Source organism: Bradyrhizobium sp. USDA3516, assembly GCF_057651995.1.
This window is the reverse complement of the sequence record NZ_JBYGYN010000002.1, coordinates 587,860-604,152: the sequence shown is the minus strand read 5'-3', so window position 1 is coordinate 604,152 and position 16,293 is coordinate 587,860. Positions and strand designations below refer to the sequence as shown.

17 protein-coding genes and 1 pseudogene are annotated in these 16,293 nt (G+C 64.3%); 8 read left to right on the top strand and 10 right to left on the bottom strand.

The annotated features are described in order from the left end of the window. Positions 1-8 precede the first annotated feature (8 nt). On the bottom strand, positions 9-710 hold the full coding sequence (locus AC24YW_RS08705) for a hypothetical protein (protein ID WP_487482329.1): 702 nt from the start codon (positions 708-710) through the stop codon (positions 9-11). 700 nt (positions 711-1,410) lie between these two features. On the opposite strand from AC24YW_RS08705, the pseudogene AC24YW_RS08700 reads away from it, so the two are divergent. Further along, positions 1,411-3,018: pseudogene (locus tag AC24YW_RS08700) on the top strand (acyl-CoA synthetase); the annotation flags it as partial. Between the two features lie 41 nt (positions 3,019-3,059). Here the strand turns inward: AC24YW_RS08700 and AC24YW_RS08695 are convergent. Both AC24YW_RS08695 and AC24YW_RS08690 read right to left on the bottom strand, forming a co-directional pair. Next, positions 3,060-4,010: an AraC family transcriptional regulator gene (locus AC24YW_RS08695; protein ID WP_487482328.1), complete on the bottom strand. Its 951-nt coding sequence runs from the start codon at positions 4,008-4,010 to the stop codon at positions 3,060-3,062. A gap of 159 nt (positions 4,011-4,169) precedes the next feature. Beyond that, positions 4,170-5,312 carry an MFS transporter gene (locus tag AC24YW_RS08690; protein WP_487482327.1) on the bottom strand — a complete coding sequence of 381 codons (1,143 nt, stop codon included), beginning with the start codon at positions 5,310-5,312 and terminating at the stop codon, positions 4,170-4,172. 243 nt (positions 5,313-5,555) lie between these two features. Between AC24YW_RS08690 and AC24YW_RS08685 the strand changes: the two genes are divergently transcribed. The 3 genes from AC24YW_RS08685 (at position 5,556) to AC24YW_RS08675 (ending at position 8,483) form a co-directional block, all read left to right on the top strand. Continuing rightward, positions 5,556-6,359: an MBL fold metallo-hydrolase gene (locus AC24YW_RS08685; RefSeq protein WP_487482326.1), complete on the top strand. Its 804-nt coding sequence runs from the start codon at positions 5,556-5,558 to the stop codon at positions 6,357-6,359. A 144-nt stretch (positions 6,360-6,503) separates the two neighbouring features. Then, the gene (locus AC24YW_RS08680; RefSeq protein ID WP_487482325.1) at positions 6,504-7,520 is read left to right on the top strand and encodes an alpha/beta fold hydrolase; all 1,017 of its coding nucleotides are present in this window, start codon (positions 6,504-6,506) and stop codon (positions 7,518-7,520) included. A 15-nt stretch (positions 7,521-7,535) separates the two neighbouring features. After that, positions 7,536-8,483, top strand: coding sequence for a fatty acid desaturase (locus AC24YW_RS08675; RefSeq protein ID WP_487482324.1), 948 nt, complete (start codon positions 7,536-7,538; stop codon positions 8,481-8,483). Between the two features lie 56 nt (positions 8,484-8,539). Here the strand turns inward: AC24YW_RS08675 and AC24YW_RS08670 are convergent, their stop codons facing one another. Both AC24YW_RS08670 and AC24YW_RS08665 read right to left on the bottom strand, forming a co-directional pair. Continuing rightward, complete coding sequence (locus AC24YW_RS08670) at positions 8,540-8,788, bottom strand: hypothetical protein (RefSeq protein ID WP_028138614.1); 249 nt, start codon at positions 8,786-8,788, stop codon at positions 8,540-8,542. Between the two features lie 137 nt (positions 8,789-8,925). Next, positions 8,926-9,906 carry a helix-turn-helix transcriptional regulator gene (locus AC24YW_RS08665; RefSeq protein WP_487482323.1) on the bottom strand — a complete coding sequence of 327 codons (981 nt, stop codon included), beginning with the start codon at positions 9,904-9,906 and terminating at the stop codon, positions 8,926-8,928. 83 nt (positions 9,907-9,989) lie between these two features. Here AC24YW_RS08665 and AC24YW_RS08660 point away from each other — a divergent pair, with 83 nt between their 5' ends. After that, complete coding sequence (locus AC24YW_RS08660) at positions 9,990-10,634, top strand: glutathione S-transferase family protein (RefSeq protein WP_487482322.1); 645 nt, start codon at positions 9,990-9,992, stop codon at positions 10,632-10,634. Between the two features lie 10 nt (positions 10,635-10,644). Here AC24YW_RS08660 and AC24YW_RS08655 read toward each other — a convergent pair whose 3' ends face one another. The 3 genes from AC24YW_RS08655 to AC24YW_RS08645 all read right to left on the bottom strand — a co-directional run bounded on the left by AC24YW_RS08655 (position 10,645) and on the right by AC24YW_RS08645 (position 13,507). Next, positions 10,645-11,430, bottom strand: a complete 786-nt coding sequence (locus tag AC24YW_RS08655) for an enoyl-CoA hydratase/isomerase family protein (protein WP_487482321.1) — start codon at positions 11,428-11,430, stop codon at positions 10,645-10,647. Between the two features lie 124 nt (positions 11,431-11,554). Next, positions 11,555-11,773 (bottom strand): hypothetical protein, encoded by a 219-nt coding sequence (locus AC24YW_RS08650; RefSeq protein WP_018321417.1) that lies wholly within the window; start codon positions 11,771-11,773, stop codon positions 11,555-11,557. Between the two features lie 288 nt (positions 11,774-12,061). Further along, positions 12,062-13,507: a TAXI family TRAP transporter solute-binding subunit gene (locus tag AC24YW_RS08645; protein ID WP_487482320.1), complete on the bottom strand. Its 1,446-nt coding sequence runs from the start codon at positions 13,505-13,507 to the stop codon at positions 12,062-12,064. A gap of 403 nt (positions 13,508-13,910) precedes the next feature. Here AC24YW_RS08645 and AC24YW_RS08640 point away from each other — a divergent pair, with 403 nt between their 5' ends. Together AC24YW_RS08640 and AC24YW_RS08635 are read left to right on the top strand one after the other, a co-directional pair. Continuing rightward, positions 13,911-14,258: a DUF3307 domain-containing protein gene (locus tag AC24YW_RS08640; protein ID WP_487482597.1), complete on the top strand. Its 348-nt coding sequence runs from the start codon at positions 13,911-13,913 to the stop codon at positions 14,256-14,258. A gap of 199 nt (positions 14,259-14,457) precedes the next feature. Beyond that, positions 14,458-14,856: a hypothetical protein gene (locus tag AC24YW_RS08635; RefSeq protein WP_487482319.1), complete on the top strand. Its 399-nt coding sequence runs from the start codon at positions 14,458-14,460 to the stop codon at positions 14,854-14,856. Here the strand turns inward: AC24YW_RS08635 and AC24YW_RS08630 are convergent. Together AC24YW_RS08630 and AC24YW_RS08625 are read right to left on the bottom strand one after the other, a co-directional pair. Then, positions 14,853-15,167 carry a YkgJ family cysteine cluster protein gene (locus tag AC24YW_RS08630; protein ID WP_487482318.1) on the bottom strand — a complete coding sequence of 105 codons (315 nt, stop codon included), beginning with the start codon at positions 15,165-15,167 and terminating at the stop codon, positions 14,853-14,855. The two genes, AC24YW_RS08635 and AC24YW_RS08630, sit on opposite strands and share 4 nt — an antisense overlap. A 5-nt stretch (positions 15,168-15,172) precedes the next feature. Next, a complete protein-coding gene (locus tag AC24YW_RS08625; RefSeq protein WP_025033709.1) occupies positions 15,173-15,871 on the bottom strand; it encodes a helix-turn-helix transcriptional regulator in 699 nt (232 codons plus the stop codon). Positions 15,872-15,998: 127 nt separating this feature from the next. Between AC24YW_RS08625 and AC24YW_RS08620 the strand changes: the two genes are divergently transcribed. After that, positions 15,999-16,292, top strand: a complete 294-nt coding sequence (locus tag AC24YW_RS08620; protein WP_487482317.1) for a hypothetical protein — start codon at positions 15,999-16,001, stop codon at positions 16,290-16,292. Position 16,293: the final 1 nt, after the last annotated feature.

The following is a 16,293-nucleotide window of genomic DNA, read 5'->3' as shown; positions in this document are numbered from 1 at the left end:
TCGCCAACTTAAGCACTAACTTTCCTACAGTAGTCGTTGTTCGGCTGCTGTTTTCCAAGTATCGTAGCCGCCAACCAATGGCGATGCACCTTTCCATGGTGACACCAAAGATCACCACCCTGAACAGACTCGGTTGCAAGCAGAGCGCGATACCCTTGGGGGAAGTCTTGGCGCCCATCGTCTATTTTTTGGACTATTGCGTATGTCTTAAACTGTTGCCAGAACGCGATCTCATAGATTGCAGTCTGCGGATCACCTTCAACAGGAGCCCGGTGGATTTCTAAACCGGGCTCGCGCTTAAATTCCTTCCCAGCCCGCCGAATTATCTCTGCAGCAATTTCCGCTCCAGAACCATCAAGATAGGCATCGATCTGGTAGGGACGCTCAATGAACTTGCCGTCTTCGCGGTAAACCAACCCACGCACGATCTTCTCAGTTATCGCGTCCAAGCTCGCTCTTGGTATTTGGACCGCAAGCTGTTCATCCTTGGCTCTGCCCCACCGTTCGGCGAGTCCAGGTATCAGTTGGTCCTCTGGAATCTGTTCACCCTTGAACGTCTCGCCGAGGATTTTTCGACCGCGCGCCGCCCGGGCTGCGGCGTCCCTTTCATCCTGACCGGCCTTTGTGTCCATCGCCCTCAATGCTTTATCGACAAGCCCTTGTGAAGCCGGGTGCTTAGTGTCGAGGACAAGTGCAAAACGGGTCAGCAAGTCGTCTTCTAGCTTGCTGTAACGCTGATTGCACTTGAGACAGCAGGGAAACTGCCACTTCTCAAGAGTCTCTGGCGTTGTGTCCGGGTACCAGGCTCTTGGAAACATATGATCCGACGTCAGCTCGACACCGCTCTCCAGGCAATGCACGCATCTCCCGATAGTTGGTTTCCTCGCCATTGGCTCTAATCTCAGATGCATTGGATGGAGGTGGATGACGGTGACAGCACCGGGCTGCACCGACCCCTACTGTCCATCGGCCAGTGACGAAGAAAACAAAAGTCGACCGCGCAACTCGCTCGCCGCCGGAAAGCGCAGCCGGAACCCGCCCTGTCCGACCTCCTGCGATGATGCCACTATGCTCCTGTTTTGCCCGACGAAGCAAATCGCGGGAGACGTCATTTCCGAATGGGCGGCAACGATCGCGGCCAAGTCTCAGCGGCTCGCCTGGGCGAGCCGGACGGGCGAGTCAAACCACGATCCCTCGGCTTTTTGGCGCGGGAAATCCGGTCCGACCCGCACCCAATCCCGCTCCCCACCTAACCCATTGATTTTGCAATCACCGTCTACTGTGCATGGGGTTGTTTTCGCGTTTTTTATTTGCGCGCGTGCAATTTGACGTCGCTGACAGCGCCGACTACGTTCCGCGAAACGCGAAAGCTCGCAGCCAAGTGCCGAGCAGAAATTCCACGGGGAAGAAATGACCGGCGACATTGCAGCCACCATCGCGAAAGCGCGCGAGCATTCCATCGGCGATCTCCTGCGCCGCTCCGCCGGCCGCGAGCCGAACAAGCTCGCGGTGAGCTGCGGCGATGTCAGCTGGAGCTTTGCCGAGATGGACGCGATCTGCAACCGGCTCGGCCGCGGCCTGCTCGGCCTCGGCGTCGGGAAGGGCGACCGCCTCGCCGTGCTCTCGCGCAACTCGCACGCCTTCGCCGCGCTGCGCTTCGCGGCTGCGCGGATCGGCGCGGTGCTGGTGCCGATCAACTTCATGCTCAATCCGGACGAGATCAATTTCATCCTGAAGAGCTCCGGCGCGAAGCTGCTCGCGACCGGTCCCGATTTCGTCGGGCCGGCACGCGCGGCGAGCGCGAAGGATTGCGCGGTCGAGAAGATGATCTGGCTGCCGGGCGAGGATCCGGCCGTGCCGCCTGCCGACCTCGCCAGCTTCGACGATCTCCTGCATCCCGACGGCTCGTTCCTGGACGCCTCGGTCGATAGCCGCGATCTCGCGCAGATCGTCTATACCTCCGGCACGGAATCGCTGCCCAAGGGCGCGATGCTGACTCATGAAGCTGTGATGTGGCAGTATGTCAGCTGCATCATCGACGGCGGCATGAGCGTGGAGGACAAGGTCCTGCACGCTTTGCCGCTCTATCATTGCGCCCAGCTGGATGTGTTCCTGGGCCCGCAGGTGTATCTCGGCGCCTCCGGCGTGATCACCGGCAAGCCGACGGCCGACAACATCCTGGCGCTGATCCAGGCGCACGGGATCACCTCGTTCTTCGCGCCGCCGACGATCTGGATCGCGATGCTGCGCTCGCCGAATTTCGACAAGACCGATCTGTCGACGTTGCAGAAGGGCTATTACGGCGCCTCGATCATGCCGGTGGAGGTGCTGCTCGAATTGCAGCGCCGGCTGCCTGCCGTGAAGTTCTGGAATTTCTACGGCCAGACCGAGATCGCGCCGCTCGCGACCGTGCTGCGGCCGGAGGACCAGCTCCGCAAGGCCGGCTCCGCCGGCAAGCCCGTGCTCAATGTCGAGACGCGCGTCGTCAACACGGCAATGGAGGACGTCGAGGTCGGCGAAGTCGGCGAGATCGTGCATCGCTCGCCGCATCTGCTCTCCGGCTATTACAACGATCCGGTCAAGACCGCGGCGGCATTTGCCGGCGGCTGGTTTCATTCCGGCGATCTCGCCACCGTCGACGAGGAAGGCCACATCACCGTGGTCGACCGTGTCAAGGACATGATCAAGACCGGCGGCGAGAACGTCGCCAGCCGGGAGGTCGAGGAGATGGTCTATCGCATTCCGGAGGTCTCGGAGGTCGCGGTGGTCGGCCTGCCCGATCCGCGCTGGATCGAGGCGGTGACCGCCATCGTCGTGGTCAAGAGCGGGGCAAAGCTCGACGAAGACACCGTCATCAGGCATTGCGCCGGCCAGATGGCCCATTTCAAGGTGCCCAAGCGCGTGATCTTCGTGGACGCCCTGCCGAAGAATCCGAGCGGCAAGCTGCTCAAGCGCGAGCTGCGCCAGCGCTTCGTCGGCGGCGAGACGCTCGACAAGGCGGTGCAGAGAGCTTTGGGACGTAGCAGGCGCCGTGCGGGCGCCGCTGCGGCGGAACTCGCTTATTCGGTCTCGCCGGCCAGTTTCCTGACATCGTCGGGCGTTGCTCCGAAACGGCGGCGAAACGCGCGATGGAAGTAGGAGACGTCGTGAAAGCCAGCGAGGTGCGCGATCTCGATGATCTTGCGGCCGCGCATCGCAGGATTTCGCAGCAGCCGCTCGGCGCGCAGCAATCTTTGCTCCAGCACGAAGCCGCTATAGGTGATGCCGGCGCGCTCGAACAGCAATTGGATGCTGCGCGGGCTGATCCGGTGCGCGGCCGCGAGGTCGGACAGCGACAATGCGGGGCTGTCCAGCTGCGCCAGGATGTCGGACTTGAGCGCTTCGAAGCGCGCCGCCGCGAGGCCGCGCAACTGAGCCTCCTCGGCGGCATCGCCGCGCGCGCCGAGCATCAGGACGGCGAGGTCGAACAGGTGCTGCGAGACCGCGTCGAGCTCCGCCGGCGCGAGCTTGTCCGCGTGCGCATGCGCGAGATCGTAATATCGCAGGAACATCGACGTGATCGGGCTGGCGCCGGAGATCGACCGCGCAATCAGGTCCTCGGCGTTCGGGCACGCGCGCAGCAGGGCTTTGCGCGGCAGCAGCGCGGTCTGGAAGTTGCCGTGGGCCATCTGTGTGACTCGCGCCCCCCTGATCGACGGATCTCCGATCGTGAGGTCGCCGGCGGCGATGTTCAGCGCGCGCCTGGCCATGGTCCCGCTCAGGGCCGAATTCGGTGACGTGACGACCACCAATTCGTCGTTGGTGCCCATGGACACGAAGCTCATCGGCGTACCGTGGGAAGCGGACAGCCTCACGCGCGGAAGGATGGCGGGCCTGATGGTCCGGTGCACTGGACCGTCTCCGATGGGGACGAAATCGGTCCCCATCACCTGCCGGCAGAACTGCTCGCGCCAGCCCTCATAGGCCGGTCCCGTCGGATCGCCGCTGAATGAGAGCTGAGGCTGGATCATCGGTCGGCGGTAAACGTCCGTGCGCTGTTGCAGCGGTATTCTGGTTGGCGCGCCGCGCTGCGGCAACGAGAAAAACCGGGATTGCGCGAAAATCCACTCGCACCTACGCGCTGAGCCAGCGACCGGGTGCCGCAGCTCGGCATTCCGCGCGGCTGAGCCTCAATATTTCTTCACCGCCGCACCGAAGGCCAGCCACAGCGCGATCGACGCCAGGCCAAAGCCGCCGAGCAGCAGGAAGGTCGGCCCATAGCCGATCCATTGCGCGATCCAGCCGCCGAGGGCGGGACTGAGGCTCGCGCCGACGCCCTGCACGGTGATCACGGCGCCCTGGCCGAGATTGATACGGCCGGTGCCATTGAGCGAGCGCGCGACCATGCCGGGGACGGCGACCGTTTGCAGCCCGGTGCCGATGCCGTCGAGCACCTGCATCGGGACGACGCCCCACCATCCGGTGACGAAGAAGGCGAGCACGCCCCGGACCGGCAAGAACATGAAAGACACCAGGATCACCGGCCAGTAATTGCGCTTGCTCGCGGCCTTCATCGCGATCAGCGAGGTCACGATCATGACGCCTTGTGCGATCACCACGGTCGTTGCGACGAAGCTCGGGCCGTTGGCCTGTCCCTCGGCGACCGCGGCAAGCCCGTACAGCGGCACGATCGCGGCATTGCCGAGGTGGAACAGCGCGAGGGCGAGAGCCAGCACGAGCAGCGCCTTGTGCTTCAGCAGTATCGTCATCGCATCCGGCGGCGCCTTGGAATCGTCCTCCTTGCTGCCGCGCGCGGCGCGGTCGTCGATCGCCCGGGCTGGAATCATCATGACGCAGGCGATGGCGATGGCGCCGAACAGAGCCGCCAGCGCGAACACGGCGACATAGCCGAACTTGTAGCCGAGATAGCCTGACAATGCGGCGCCGACCATGTTGCCGGCGTGGTTGTAGGCCTGGTTGCGGCCGTTGAGCGCATTGAAGCCCTTCTGCTTGGCGATGCCGAGCGTGATGCCCGTGACCGCCGGCACGATTGCGGCGCTCGCCAGCGATTGCGCGACTTGCGAGAACGTCACCGCCCAGAAGTTTTGCGAGATCAGGATGATCGCGGATGCCGAGACCACGCAGATGCCGGGAATGACCACCCACAGCCGCTTGTTGCGGCTGGAATCGATGAAGCCGCCGATCGGCGTGGTGATCAGCATGCCCGCGACATTGCCGATGGTCATGGCGGTACCGATCAGGCCGCTGGCCCAGCCACGCTCCTGGAGGAATACTCCGACGAACGGCCCGATGCCCGATTGCATGTCGGCCATGAAGAAGTTCAGCGCGAACAGGGGCCAGATGCGGGACGTTGAAGGGCGCGATGTCATCGAGACGCTGAACTTGATACTGCCGATCGAATCGGATCTCGCATGAGGCGGACTCGGCGGGCGCTGCGGGTGCCCGGGGCGGACCAGAACTTAACCTGCTCTCATCGCGTTGGTTCCGGTTGCTCTTGCGATCCGGCAAGGACAACGTCATGTCTTGCAAGAATGGACTCGTGATGGATCACCGCAATGGCCCTCTGGACCTGCGCAACCTGCGGCGCTCAATTCCCGGATAGCGAAAATCCTCCTGCGGCCTGTCCGATCTGCGAGGACGAGCGCCAGTTCGTCGGCTGGGACGGTCAAGCCTTCTTCACGCGCGAGGAGCTCGCGCGCAAGTACCGACTGGTGGGGCGCGACGATCTCGGCCTGACCGGGATCGGGATGGAGCCGAGCTTTGCCATCGGGCAGCGGGCACTGCTGCTGCCTGACGGCGACGGCTGCGTGATGTGGGATTGCATTCCACTCGCGACCGACGAGGCCATCCAGCACGTCGCAGCACTCGGCGGCCTCAAGGCCATTGCGATCTCGCATCCGCATTATTATGGCGCGGCCGCCGACTGGAGCGACAGGTTCGGTGGCGTGCCGGTCTATCTGCATGCCGACGATCGCGCCTTTGTCACGCGGCCTCATCCGGCGATCGTGCACTGGACCGGTGAAAGCCATCGCCTCTCCGACGACGTGCTGCTGCTGCGCACCGGCGGCCACTTCGACGGCGCCACCGTGCTGCATTATGCGGCTGGTGCGGACGGCAAGGGCGCACTGCTCACGGGGGATATCGTGCAGGTGGCGATGGACCGGCGCTTCGTCAGCTTCATGTATTCCTATCCGAACTACATACCGCTCAATGCCGCCGCGGTGCGGCGGATCGCATCGGCCGTCGAGCCGTTCGCCTTCGACCGGATTTACGGCGCCTGGTGGGGCCGCAATATCGCCAGCGGCGCCAAGGCGGCGTTTGCTGCGTCGGTCGCGCGCTATCTCGCGGCCATCGCTTGAGCCGACTTGCGAACCGGATTTATCTTGCCGGCCTCAAATAATTGTACTAAAAGTACACTATATGAAGGGCGACGTCCGGCGAAAGCCGGCATGATCGATGCATTGCGGACGCCGATAGGGCCTCCGTGAGCGGGAGCTGAGGGCATGACGGCGCAGCGCGATGACGAGATCTTCGAGGCCGGCGACGTCGCGCTCCAATCCGGGTCGGTGTTTCCCGCGCTGAAGCTCGCCTACAAGACCTACGGCACGCTGAGCCCGGCCAAAGACAACGTCATCCTCTATCCGACCTCGTTCAGTGCCCAGCACACCGACATTGAATGGCTGATCGGTCCCGACGGCGTGCTCGATCCCAACAGTTACTTCATCATCATCCCGAACCTGTTCGGCAACGGCCTGTCGTCTTCGCCCTCCAACACGCCCGCGCCCTTCCCCGACGTGACCTATCACGATGCCGTCGCGGTGCAGCACCGGCTGCTCACCGAACGCTTCGGCATCTCGAAGCTTGCGCTGGTCTATGGCTGGTCGATGGGCGGCATGCAGGCCTATCACTGGGCGGCGCTGCATCCCGACATGGTCGAGCGCGCCGCGGTCGTCTGCGGCAGCGCCCGCTGCGCACCCTATAATTACGTCTTCCTCGAAAGCGTGAAGGCCGCGCTCACGGCCGATCCCGCCTTCCGCGATGATCGTTTCCTCGAAAAACCCGTCGCCGGCTACCGCGCCATGGGGCGCGTCTATGCCGGCTGGGCGATGTCGCACGGCTTCTATCGCGACGAGCTTTGGCGCGAGGCCGGCTTCACCTCGCTCGAGGATTATCTCACCCGTGCCTGGGATGCGACCTTCGCGCGGCGCGATGCCAACGATCTCCTGGCGCAGATCGGCATCTGGCAGCGTGGCGACGTCAGCCGGTGTGCGGCATTCGCCGGCGATCTCGATCGCGCGCTGGCGGCGATCAAGGCACACATGCTGCTGATGCCGGGTGCGACCGACCGCTATTTCGACGTGCACGACAACGAGGACGAGCTCGGCAAGCTCGTCAACGCGAGATCGGCGGTGCTGCATCCGATCCCATCGCTGCATGGCCATCGCGCCGGCAACCCCATCAACAATCCGCGCGACCAGGCCTTCATCAAGGCGGAGGTCGCCGAGCTTCTCCGCAAGTAGGACAGGCAACCGATCATGAGTGACGCAACCGTTCCAGATACCGGCCATCGCCTGAAGCTGCTGACGCCGGCCATGCTGCGCGAATTGTCGGTTCGCTCCGACCTCAGGGGCGCCGCGCAGAGCCTCGGCCATTACGCCGTGATTGTGCTGGTGGGCGCGCTGATCTGGATAGTTTCGTCGAGCTGGGGCGCGTTCTGGGCGCTGCCGCTGATGGTGGTGCAGGGCTATGTCGTCGCCTTCCTGTTCATGGCGGTACACGAGACCGCGCACAAGACGGCGTTCAGGAGCCGGCGCCTCAATCTCGGCGTCGGCTATCTCTCGGCGTTCATCATCGCCCTGCCTTACGAATATTACTGCCTGTTTCACTGGGACCATCATCGCTACACGCAGGACCCGGAACGGGATCCCGAGCTGATCGTTGGCGTGAAGCCGACGTCCGACACCCAGCTTGCGCTCGCCTATAGCGGCCTGCTCCAGGTCGCCGGCCGCCTGCGGCTGATGCTCGGCCACGCGATCACCGGCAAGGTCGTCGTGCCATGGATTCCCGAGAGCAAGCGCAGCACCATCGTTGCCGAGGCGCGCGCCTATGTCGCGCTCTACGCCCTGCTGCTGGCGCTGTCGCTGTGGTTCTCGTCAGCGCTGCTGCTCTGGGTCTGGATCGTGCCGCTCGTGATCGGGCAATTCTTCCTGCGGCCCTATCTCTACGCCGAACATACCGGTTGCGACCGCACCCGCAGCGCCTTTCACAACACTCGCACGACTTACACCGGCGCGATCGTCAAATGGTTCGCGTGGAACATGCCCTATCACGTCGAGCACCACGCTTATCCCTCGATCCCCTTTCACGCCCTGCCGAAGCTGAACGCGATCGTCGACGGCGAGATCGTCCATCGCGGCCGCGGCTACATCAGAACGACGCGCGAGACCTGGGCCTGGTTTCGCCGGCAGCGGCAGGCCGGCTAGCTCAACGCAAAACTCCGGCCGCGATGCGACCGGAGCTTTGTCGTGACATCGAGATATCAGTAGATCCCGTAGGCGCAGACGTTCACGACGCGCACGCGCAGGCCGTGACGGGTCCGGACCAGGCGCTCCTGGTAGCAATTGCTGACGCCGGTGTTGAGGTAGATGCCGCCAAAGCCCCAGCCGGGACCCCAGTGATGATGACCGTGATGGTGATGGAAACCGCCGGCCGAAGCGGCGGTGGGGGCGAGCGCGGCGACACCGAGCGAGCCGGCAGCGATCAGACCAAGAGCAAGTTTACGAAACATCTTCATTCTCCATTCGGCGCTAGGGCCATTGTTGCGTCCCTGCATTTCGGTCGAGACGAGACGCGATCGCGTTCATGGCAAGCGGGAAGAATCGTGTTTCAGGAATGTTTCGTCGGCTGCGGCAGAATGTGCCGCGATCAGGCTTTCCGCGCCGCGCGATAGCGCGCGGCCATCGCCTGCGTCAGCTCGGCCATCTTGTCGCGGAGGTCGGCAGGCTCCAGCACTTCGGCTTCCGGACCAAGCCGCAGCAATTCGGCCGCGGCGTGCCACGACGTCTTTCCCACCGGCACGCGCGCGATGCGCCAGCCGTCTGCATCGGTTGTCTCCTCGAGCTGCGTGCGTGCCTTGACATAGGGTTGGCTGAGCGCGTCGAGCAGCTTCACGCCGAACGGCGACAGCCGGACAATCGCGACATTGGGATGCATCTCCGCTTCGAGACGAAGTGTCGCGGCCTGCCAATAGGCGGCGAGATCGAAACCGGCGGGACAATCGAAGCGGTCGCCGAGGGCTGTGCAGTCGAGCACGCGTGCGACCCGATAGGTGCGCACGCTGCCGTCGACTTCTCCTGCGAGATACCAGCTGCCGCCCTTCAGCACGAGGCCGAGCGGCGCGACGCGGCGCTGCTTCTCGGCACGCCAGCTTTGGTATCGAATCCTGATCGAGGTCCCGCGCAGCACGGCGCCGGCGATGGTGCGCAGGTGCTTCGGGTCTTCCGCTTCGCCGAACCAGCCGGGCGCGTCCAGGTGAAAACGCTCCTGCATCCGCCCGGCGTCCTCGCGCAAATTCGGAGGCAGCGCCGCCATCAGCTTGTTCTGGGCCGCGATCATCGCGGCATCGAGCCCGAGCGCGGCGGCCGGGCCCGGCAATCCCGCCAGGAACAACGCCCCCGCTTCGCTCTGCGACAGCCCGTTGAGCCGAACGCGATAACCGTCGAGCAGGCGATAGCCGCCTTCCGCGCCACGGTCGGCGTAAACGGGAACGCCGGACGCCGCGAGCGCGTCGATGTCGCGATAGATTGTGCGCACCGACACTTCGCAGGCCTCCGCGAGCTCGGGCGCGGTGACCTGTCCCCTGGCCTGGAGGGTGGTGAGGATCGACAGCATCCGGCTCGCGCGCATGATCCTTTAGACCATACCTGACACAAGATGTCAGGTATGGTCCGCTACAACCGCCATCGCCAGCCGGCCAGATGGAGACCGCCATGACCGATCCGAACCGCATCACCCTGTTCTATTCGCCGCAGACGCGCGCCACCGGCACGCGGGTGCTGCTGGAGGAGCTGGGGGCTCCTTACGATCTCCATGTCCTCAACATGAAGGCCGGCGATCAGCGCAAGCCCGCTTATCTCGCCATCAACCCGCTCGGAAAGGTGCCGGCGATTGGCCACGGCGAGGCGCTGGTCACCGAGCAGGTCGCGATCACCATCTATCTGGCCGACCTGTTCCCGCAGGCCGGCCTTACGCCCGCCTTGAACGATCCGCTGCGAGGGCCTTATCTGCGCTGGATCGCCTATTACGGATCGTCGTTCGAGCCGGCCATGATCGACAAGTTCATGCAGCGTGAGCCGGCGCCAGTCACGCAATCGCCCTATGCCGATTACGATACGATGCTGGGTGCGCTCGAGGCCCAGCTGGCAAAAGGACCCTATCTGCTTGGCGACCGCATGACGGCGGCCGACGTATTGTGGGGCGTCGCCTTCAGCTGGACCATGATGTTCGGCATCGTGCCGAAGAAGGATGTCTTCGTCCGCTATGCCGAACGCATGACCGCGCGGCCGGCGTTCCAGCGCATCAATGCGGCAGATGCGGAAATGGCGGCGCAGCATGCCGCTGCGGCGGGTGGATGAGAGGGGCGCCTCAATACCTCGGCGCTCTCTTCTCGGCGAACGCCTTGATGCCTTCCTTGATCTCGTCGCCGCGCATGCTGTCGCGGTGGCGCCGGTCGGCGGCGCCTTCGTCGAGTTCGCCGCGGGCGAACTCGTTGATCGCGCGCTTCATGCCGCGCATCGCCTGCGGCGCGTTGCCGGCGAGAATCGCAGCGAGCGTGTCGACCTCCTCGTCCAGGAATTCCACCGGCACCATCGCGGTGAGATAGCCGATGCGCAGCATCTCCGGCGCGCTGATCCTCGTGGCGGTCAGGAACAGCTTCTTCGCATTATCGACGCCAAGGCGGGTCACGTAGCGTTTGATGCCGCTCGGGTAGTAATGCAGCCCAAGGCGCGCCGCCGGCATGAACATTTCCGCCGTATCGACGCCGATGCGGAAATCGCAGGCGAGGGCGAGGTCGGTCGAGCCGCCATAGACGCCGCCATTGAGCCGGCAGATCGTGGGAACGCCGAGATCCTCGAGCCGGTTGACCACCGCCTCGAAGGCCGAGCCCGCGCTCTGCTGCTCGCTGGCGCTGACCGCGCGTTCCGCCACCGAATTGAGATCGTAGCCGGCGGAGAAGGCGCGCCCGGTGCCGGTGAGCACCAGCACGCGAATCTCGGGATCGGCCTCGATCCGGTCGAACAGGCTCGTCAGCTCGTCGAGATCCTCCGCCTGCAGTCGGTTGAGATGCTTCGGCCGGTTGAGGCGGATGGTGGCGCGGGCGCCGATGATTTCGAGCACGGGGCTGGATGCTGCCTCGGCTGTGTCCGACATTCTGGTCTCCATTGTCCGCGCTAAAGTGCCCGCCCGAGCGGAGGCCGTCAACGACGGGCGCGCAGTAGCGTCATGGGTGCCGTTGCACCATTTCCGTCGGTCGGTACCGCCGTTACTCGAGGACCTACCTGAAATGTGGCGGCTCGTCGTAGCCGCGGCGGCTGCTGAAGAACAGCAGCACCATCAACCCGACGCCGACGATGACGGAAAACCCCGCGCCCAGCGCCAGTGCCACATAGCCTTCCGTCGGGATCGGCTCACCTTCGACCGCCATTGCGGAATAGGCGAAGTAGCCGGCCGCCGCCAGCATTCCCAGAAGGAGGATGATGAGGAGTGCACGCATGCCGCGTTCTCCGGTTGCAACCGGAAATCAACGGTTGCGGATGGGCAGGGTTCCAGGAGGTTGGCTGGCGATCGGACGGGGAGCATGCCTCACCCTCGTGCCTCGGACGCAGCGCAGCACGGAGTGATGCGCTGCAGAGCCGGGGCCCATCGAGCAGCAGAAACTGCGACTCCTGGGTCCCGGCTCAGCGCCGCAACGCCCCAAGCGCGTTCACGCGCGTCTTCAACGCGCTATGGGCATTGCGGCTTGTCCGGCACACGAGCGTGGTGGGTGCCTGATCCGGCGGCGTCAGGCGCTCTGGGCGGTCTTCACCACCACGACATTGCTGTCGTCCGGCGGGGCCGGGCCGGCATCGCGTATCGTCTTGTCGGCTTCGCCGGCATGACGTTTCAGATAGTCGCGGCGCATGCCGATCTCGTCACGGACGAATTCGTAGCCGAGCTTGAAAGTGTCGAGGCCGTCAGTGCTGATCGTGCCGTCTCTGAGGCCAATGACGGCCCCTCGTAAAATGCCTTCCAACTCGTCCTGGAGACATTCGAGCTGATCCAGCGAGTGGGCGTGCTCGATCCGCTCGCCGATATCGAGGATGGCGGTGGAGAGCTCGCTGGCCTTCTCCGGCGCGATGCGGGTGATCTTGGTGTAGATCGCGGCGAAGATCGAGCCGATGATGCTGAGCGCGGCGACGGCCAGATACATCAAGTCGCTGTACTTATCCATGAACGACTTGGTGTCGTCGTTGATGTAGTCGGCGGCGCCCCGATGCGCGATCACGAAGGCGTCCTTCTCCACCGAGGCCGGCTCGATCCTGGTGGCAAAGCCGTTGTCGAGCCCGAGCGCCGACTTGTTCTCGTAGACGATGCGGGCGAGCTCGCCGGCCGTGGTCGGGGACATCCGGGATTGCGCGACCAGCAGCCATTCGAGACCGATCGTGTCGAGATCGTCGTCGGGAATCTGCGGGGATGTCGACACCGAGCCGGCTGTCACGGTCTCGTCGGAAATGCCGGGAAATTTGCGCGCCAGCGTCTTGGTCTCTTCGATGGCGTTCAGCGTGAAGCCGCCACGCTTGGCGGCCTGCTCATAGGATTTGTCCCGGATCGCCTTCGAGGCGTGGACGATTGCGATCACCGCGCTGAAGCCGTTTGCCGGGGCGAACAGCTTGTCGAGCGTCGCGCCCTGCGGCGCCATCTGGATCTTAGCAGCCTCAGGGCCATCGGGGACGTCGAGGATGTTGCGGACGAAGGCGAGCGAGGATTCGTGCTCGGCGACGACCGCGACCTTCTTCTTCTTCAATTCGGCCAGCGACTTGATCTTCTTGTTGCCGGGACCGAGCAGGAGCACGAGATCGTGCTCGAGAATCGCGAGCGTGCGCGCCCGCAGCGGCACCTTGGCATCGGTGCGCAGCACGGCGAGGTCGGCCTGCCTGCGGTCGAACTGCGCGAGCGCCTTGGCATTGTCGGCGTTGTTGACGATGTTGATCCGGAAGCGCGATGCGTTGCTCTTCAGGAGGGCGGCGAGCTTGGCCGCGAACAGCGCCTCGTCGCTGTTCGGGCCGCCGACGGCAAAGGTGAGCGTCTCCGAATTGTGCACCAGCGTGCGGCCGGCCCAGACGGTGGCGAGCGACAGCAGCAGGGTCAGCACGACGTAGAGGAGAACCTGCTGCTGGTTGGTCTTGATCACCTTGGGGCGCCGGGGCGGCGGCACGGTCGGCGATGCGCTGGGGCCTTCAGTACTCATGGCAGCACTCTGGCCTTATCGTTTGGCTGGCGGCGGCGCATGGCTTGGAAGCGCGGCGGGCCCGGTAATTCGTAAGCGCCTGAAAAAAGAACGATATTCCCGATCGCCGATGATAGCGCGAAGGCAGCGGAATGCAAATTTCGAGCCGAAGGTAACCTTACCCGATCTGTCCGCGGCGATTGGTCATCCTATCACCAGTTAGCCACACTTGGCGATTTTCCGGTTCCACCCGGCTGCATTCCGCCGCGGGAGATGTCATAAATTGCGCGTCCCGGCCATTTGACCGGTCCAAGAAGAAGTTGCGCTGAACGCTCCAATTCTTCTCGTCACGTCAATGAGGGCGTCAGCTTTGTCGTTTCCACCCATGTCATCGGCGATTCCGGTTGAAGCGCTCATTGGCTGGATGTTGCTGCTCACCTTCAAGCACGTCATCGCCGATTTCGTCCTTCAAACCGCCTGGATGGCGCACGGCAAGGACCAGAAGCACGGCTGGGCCCTGCCGCTCCTGGTGCACTGCCTGGTCCACCTTGCCGTCGGGCTGCCGCTGATCGTGATCGTGGCGCCGCGATTCTGGTTCGTGGCCTTCATCGACTTCCTGATCCACATCACGATCGACCGCGCCAAGGGATACGTCTCCGCCAATTTCGGCGTCGACCTCACCCATCCCTGGTTCTGGACCCTGATCGGCGTCGACCAGGCGCTGCATCACCTGACCGGCTTCGGCCTCGCGATCTTCATGGCGGCGAACTGACGGCGCCTTTGAGCCTCCGGGGAGAGGCAATTGCCATCAGCACCCGGCCATGACGCCGTGAAAAGCCTTTGAAAACCCCTCCAAGGCGTCCCTCCGATTCACGGACCACGCGCAACCACCCCGGGCGACTACCGGGCGGCGTGGTTAACCTTTCGTTAGAGAATTGCGCTGCATCTTCCTCACACGAGGGAGAACTGCAATGTTTTCAAGCCGCGACGCCTTTGAAAGCGATTTCTGCCCGGTCCGCGACGAGCTCCTTGGCGAGATGTATCGCGCCAGCGAGAGTGGCCTGCCGAGGCTGGTTGAGAGTGTTTCCCCTGACGTGCGCGCCAGGCTGGCACTGTTCTGCTATCGCCGCAGCCATCTGCACTCGCTGGCGGTCGCGATCGCCGCGAGCTGCAGTGAGCGCGACCTGATCGAGAATGGCGGCCGCGTCGGCTCCACGCTCTTCGCGCTGTCGCGCGAAGGCATCGCGAAAGCTTCAACGTCGCTTTCGAGTGGGCGCAAGCCGATCACGCTGTCGACCAAGCCGCTCTCGGTGCTCGCACCGCTCGATGACGAGCTCGACGACGAGATCGGCGAAGCCGTCCCCGCCTAAGCCATATCGATAACGGGCAAGCCGAACTTCCGCCGCGCCATCGCGCATTCGGCGTCACCAGGCATGCAGGTGCGGCACACCTCCGGCCGCACGTCGTAGATGCCGCAGGCCGTCGTCTTTCCGATCTCGCCTTGCAATGCCGCGCAGCGATCGCCCTCGCAGCGCATGCCCGATTGCCGGTCGTTGACGAGCGCCTCCGGGATCAGCGCAAGTTCCTCGTCGCTCTCGATCGAGAAGCGCGGCCAGTTCTGCGAATAGCCGCAACAGGCACCGCAGCCCTGGCAACAGCTCGACAGCTCGGTCTCGTCCATCGTCCTCACGTGTCCTTCGGCGGACCCCAGACCAGGCTCTGCCGCCATCTCGCGCGCAGCACGTCGCGCCTTTCAGGATATTTCTCGTCGAGATAGGTCGCCTCGACCACGCGGTCGGTGCGGAAGCTGCGGAAGTCGCCGCGCAGCTCGCACCAAGCCGCCAGCAGGCGCACCGCTTCGAGATAGCCCACCGAGATCGGCCAGATCATGCGCTCGCTGGGGCGGCCCTGTTCGTCGCGGTAGCGCAGCATGATCTTCTTGCCTTCGTGGATCTGGGTGCGGGTGCGCGCCATGTCCAGGCGGTCCGGTTCCCGGTTCCAGCTCGGACGCGCCCGGCTCGCCGGCTCCAGCACGAAGGGGCGCAGGCGCTCCGGCACCGTGTCGGCGATCTTGGCCATCAAGTCTTCGGCCGCGCGCGCCAGCGCGGAATCGGCGTGGCCCGCGACCCATTGCGCGCCAAGCACGGCCGCCTCGATCTCGTCGGGTGTCAGCATCAGGGGCGGCAGGTCGAAACCCTTTTCCAGGATGTAACCCATGCCGGCTTCGCCGCGGATCGGCACGCGCTGGCCGATCAGGGTTGCGATGTCGCGATAGATGGTGCGCTTCGAAGTCTCCAGCTCGGCCGCGATCGCGTCCGCCGTCAGCGGCTTCCGCGTGCGCCTCAGCACCTGGATGATTTGAAACAGCCGGTCGGCGCGTCTCATGACAGGTCTCTTGTCGCTGCTTTTGTCTCGGTGGTGTTTTCAGAAGGTGGCGCGCGGCTGCTGACAGGATGTTGGCAGCAGGGGAGTTCTATACCGCGACAACACATCGACTGAAGAGGATTTGTCCATGATCATTCCAACCCATTTCGGCCAGGCCGGCCCGTTGTGGCGGAGCTGGCCTTTCCAGGTCCAGGCTTTCCAGGCGAAGGCATGGCAGGCTCGGGCATTCAGCCGCCTCGTCTCGCTTGATGCCGCGACAATCGCCGATCTCCGCCTTGCGCTCGCGAGCGCCGCGACGCGCTCGCTGGTCCATGCCGCGGATGCGCTGGTCCGCCACGTGATGGGCCGCGCCTGGCGCGGCGCCCGCTTCGCAGAAGATATCACGGCTGCTGCCACCATGGTGGCAGCAGCCGGCCGCTAGG

What these genes read in the sequence shown, in the direction of transcription:
- AC24YW_RS08685 (WP_487482326.1), top strand. Translation starts at nt 5,556, where the DNA reads ATGGCCCTCTGGACCTGCGCAACCTGCGGCGCTCAATTCCCGGATAGC.
- AC24YW_RS08660 (WP_487482322.1), top strand. Translation starts at nt 9,990, where the DNA reads ATGACCGATCCGAACCGCATCACCCTGTTCTATTCGCCGCAGACGCGC.
- AC24YW_RS08690 (WP_487482327.1), bottom strand. Translation starts at nt 5,312, where the DNA reads ATGGCCGACATGCAATCGGGCATCGGGCCGTTCGTCGGAGTATTCCTC.
- AC24YW_RS08695 (WP_487482328.1), bottom strand. Translation starts at nt 4,010, where the DNA reads ATGATCCAGCCTCAGCTCTCATTCAGCGGCGATCCGACGGGACCGGCC.
- AC24YW_RS08625 (WP_025033709.1), bottom strand. Translation starts at nt 15,871, where the DNA reads ATGAGACGCGCCGACCGGCTGTTTCAAATCATCCAGGTGCTGAGGCGC.
- AC24YW_RS08620 (WP_487482317.1), top strand. Translation starts at nt 15,999, where the DNA reads ATGATCATTCCAACCCATTTCGGCCAGGCCGGCCCGTTGTGGCGGAGC.
- AC24YW_RS08640 (WP_487482597.1), top strand. Translation starts at nt 13,911, where the DNA reads ATGTTGCTGCTCACCTTCAAGCACGTCATCGCCGATTTCGTCCTTCAA.
- AC24YW_RS08630 (WP_487482318.1), bottom strand. Translation starts at nt 15,167, where the DNA reads ATGGACGAGACCGAGCTGTCGAGCTGTTGCCAGGGCTGCGGTGCCTGT.
- AC24YW_RS08635 (WP_487482319.1), top strand. Translation starts at nt 14,458, where the DNA reads ATGTTTTCAAGCCGCGACGCCTTTGAAAGCGATTTCTGCCCGGTCCGC.
- AC24YW_RS08670 (WP_028138614.1), bottom strand. Translation starts at nt 8,788, where the DNA reads ATGTTTCGTAAACTTGCTCTTGGTCTGATCGCTGCCGGCTCGCTCGGT.
- AC24YW_RS08680 (WP_487482325.1), top strand. Translation starts at nt 6,504, where the DNA reads ATGACGGCGCAGCGCGATGACGAGATCTTCGAGGCCGGCGACGTCGCG.
- AC24YW_RS08675 (WP_487482324.1), top strand. Translation starts at nt 7,536, where the DNA reads ATGAGTGACGCAACCGTTCCAGATACCGGCCATCGCCTGAAGCTGCTG.
- AC24YW_RS08665 (WP_487482323.1), bottom strand. Translation starts at nt 9,906, where the DNA reads ATGCGCGCGAGCCGGATGCTGTCGATCCTCACCACCCTCCAGGCCAGG.
- AC24YW_RS08645 (WP_487482320.1), bottom strand. Translation starts at nt 13,507, where the DNA reads ATGAGTACTGAAGGCCCCAGCGCATCGCCGACCGTGCCGCCGCCCCGG.
- AC24YW_RS08655 (WP_487482321.1), bottom strand. Translation starts at nt 11,430, where the DNA reads ATGTCGGACACAGCCGAGGCAGCATCCAGCCCCGTGCTCGAAATCATC.
- AC24YW_RS08650 (WP_018321417.1), bottom strand. Translation starts at nt 11,773, where the DNA reads ATGCGTGCACTCCTCATCATCCTCCTTCTGGGAATGCTGGCGGCGGCC.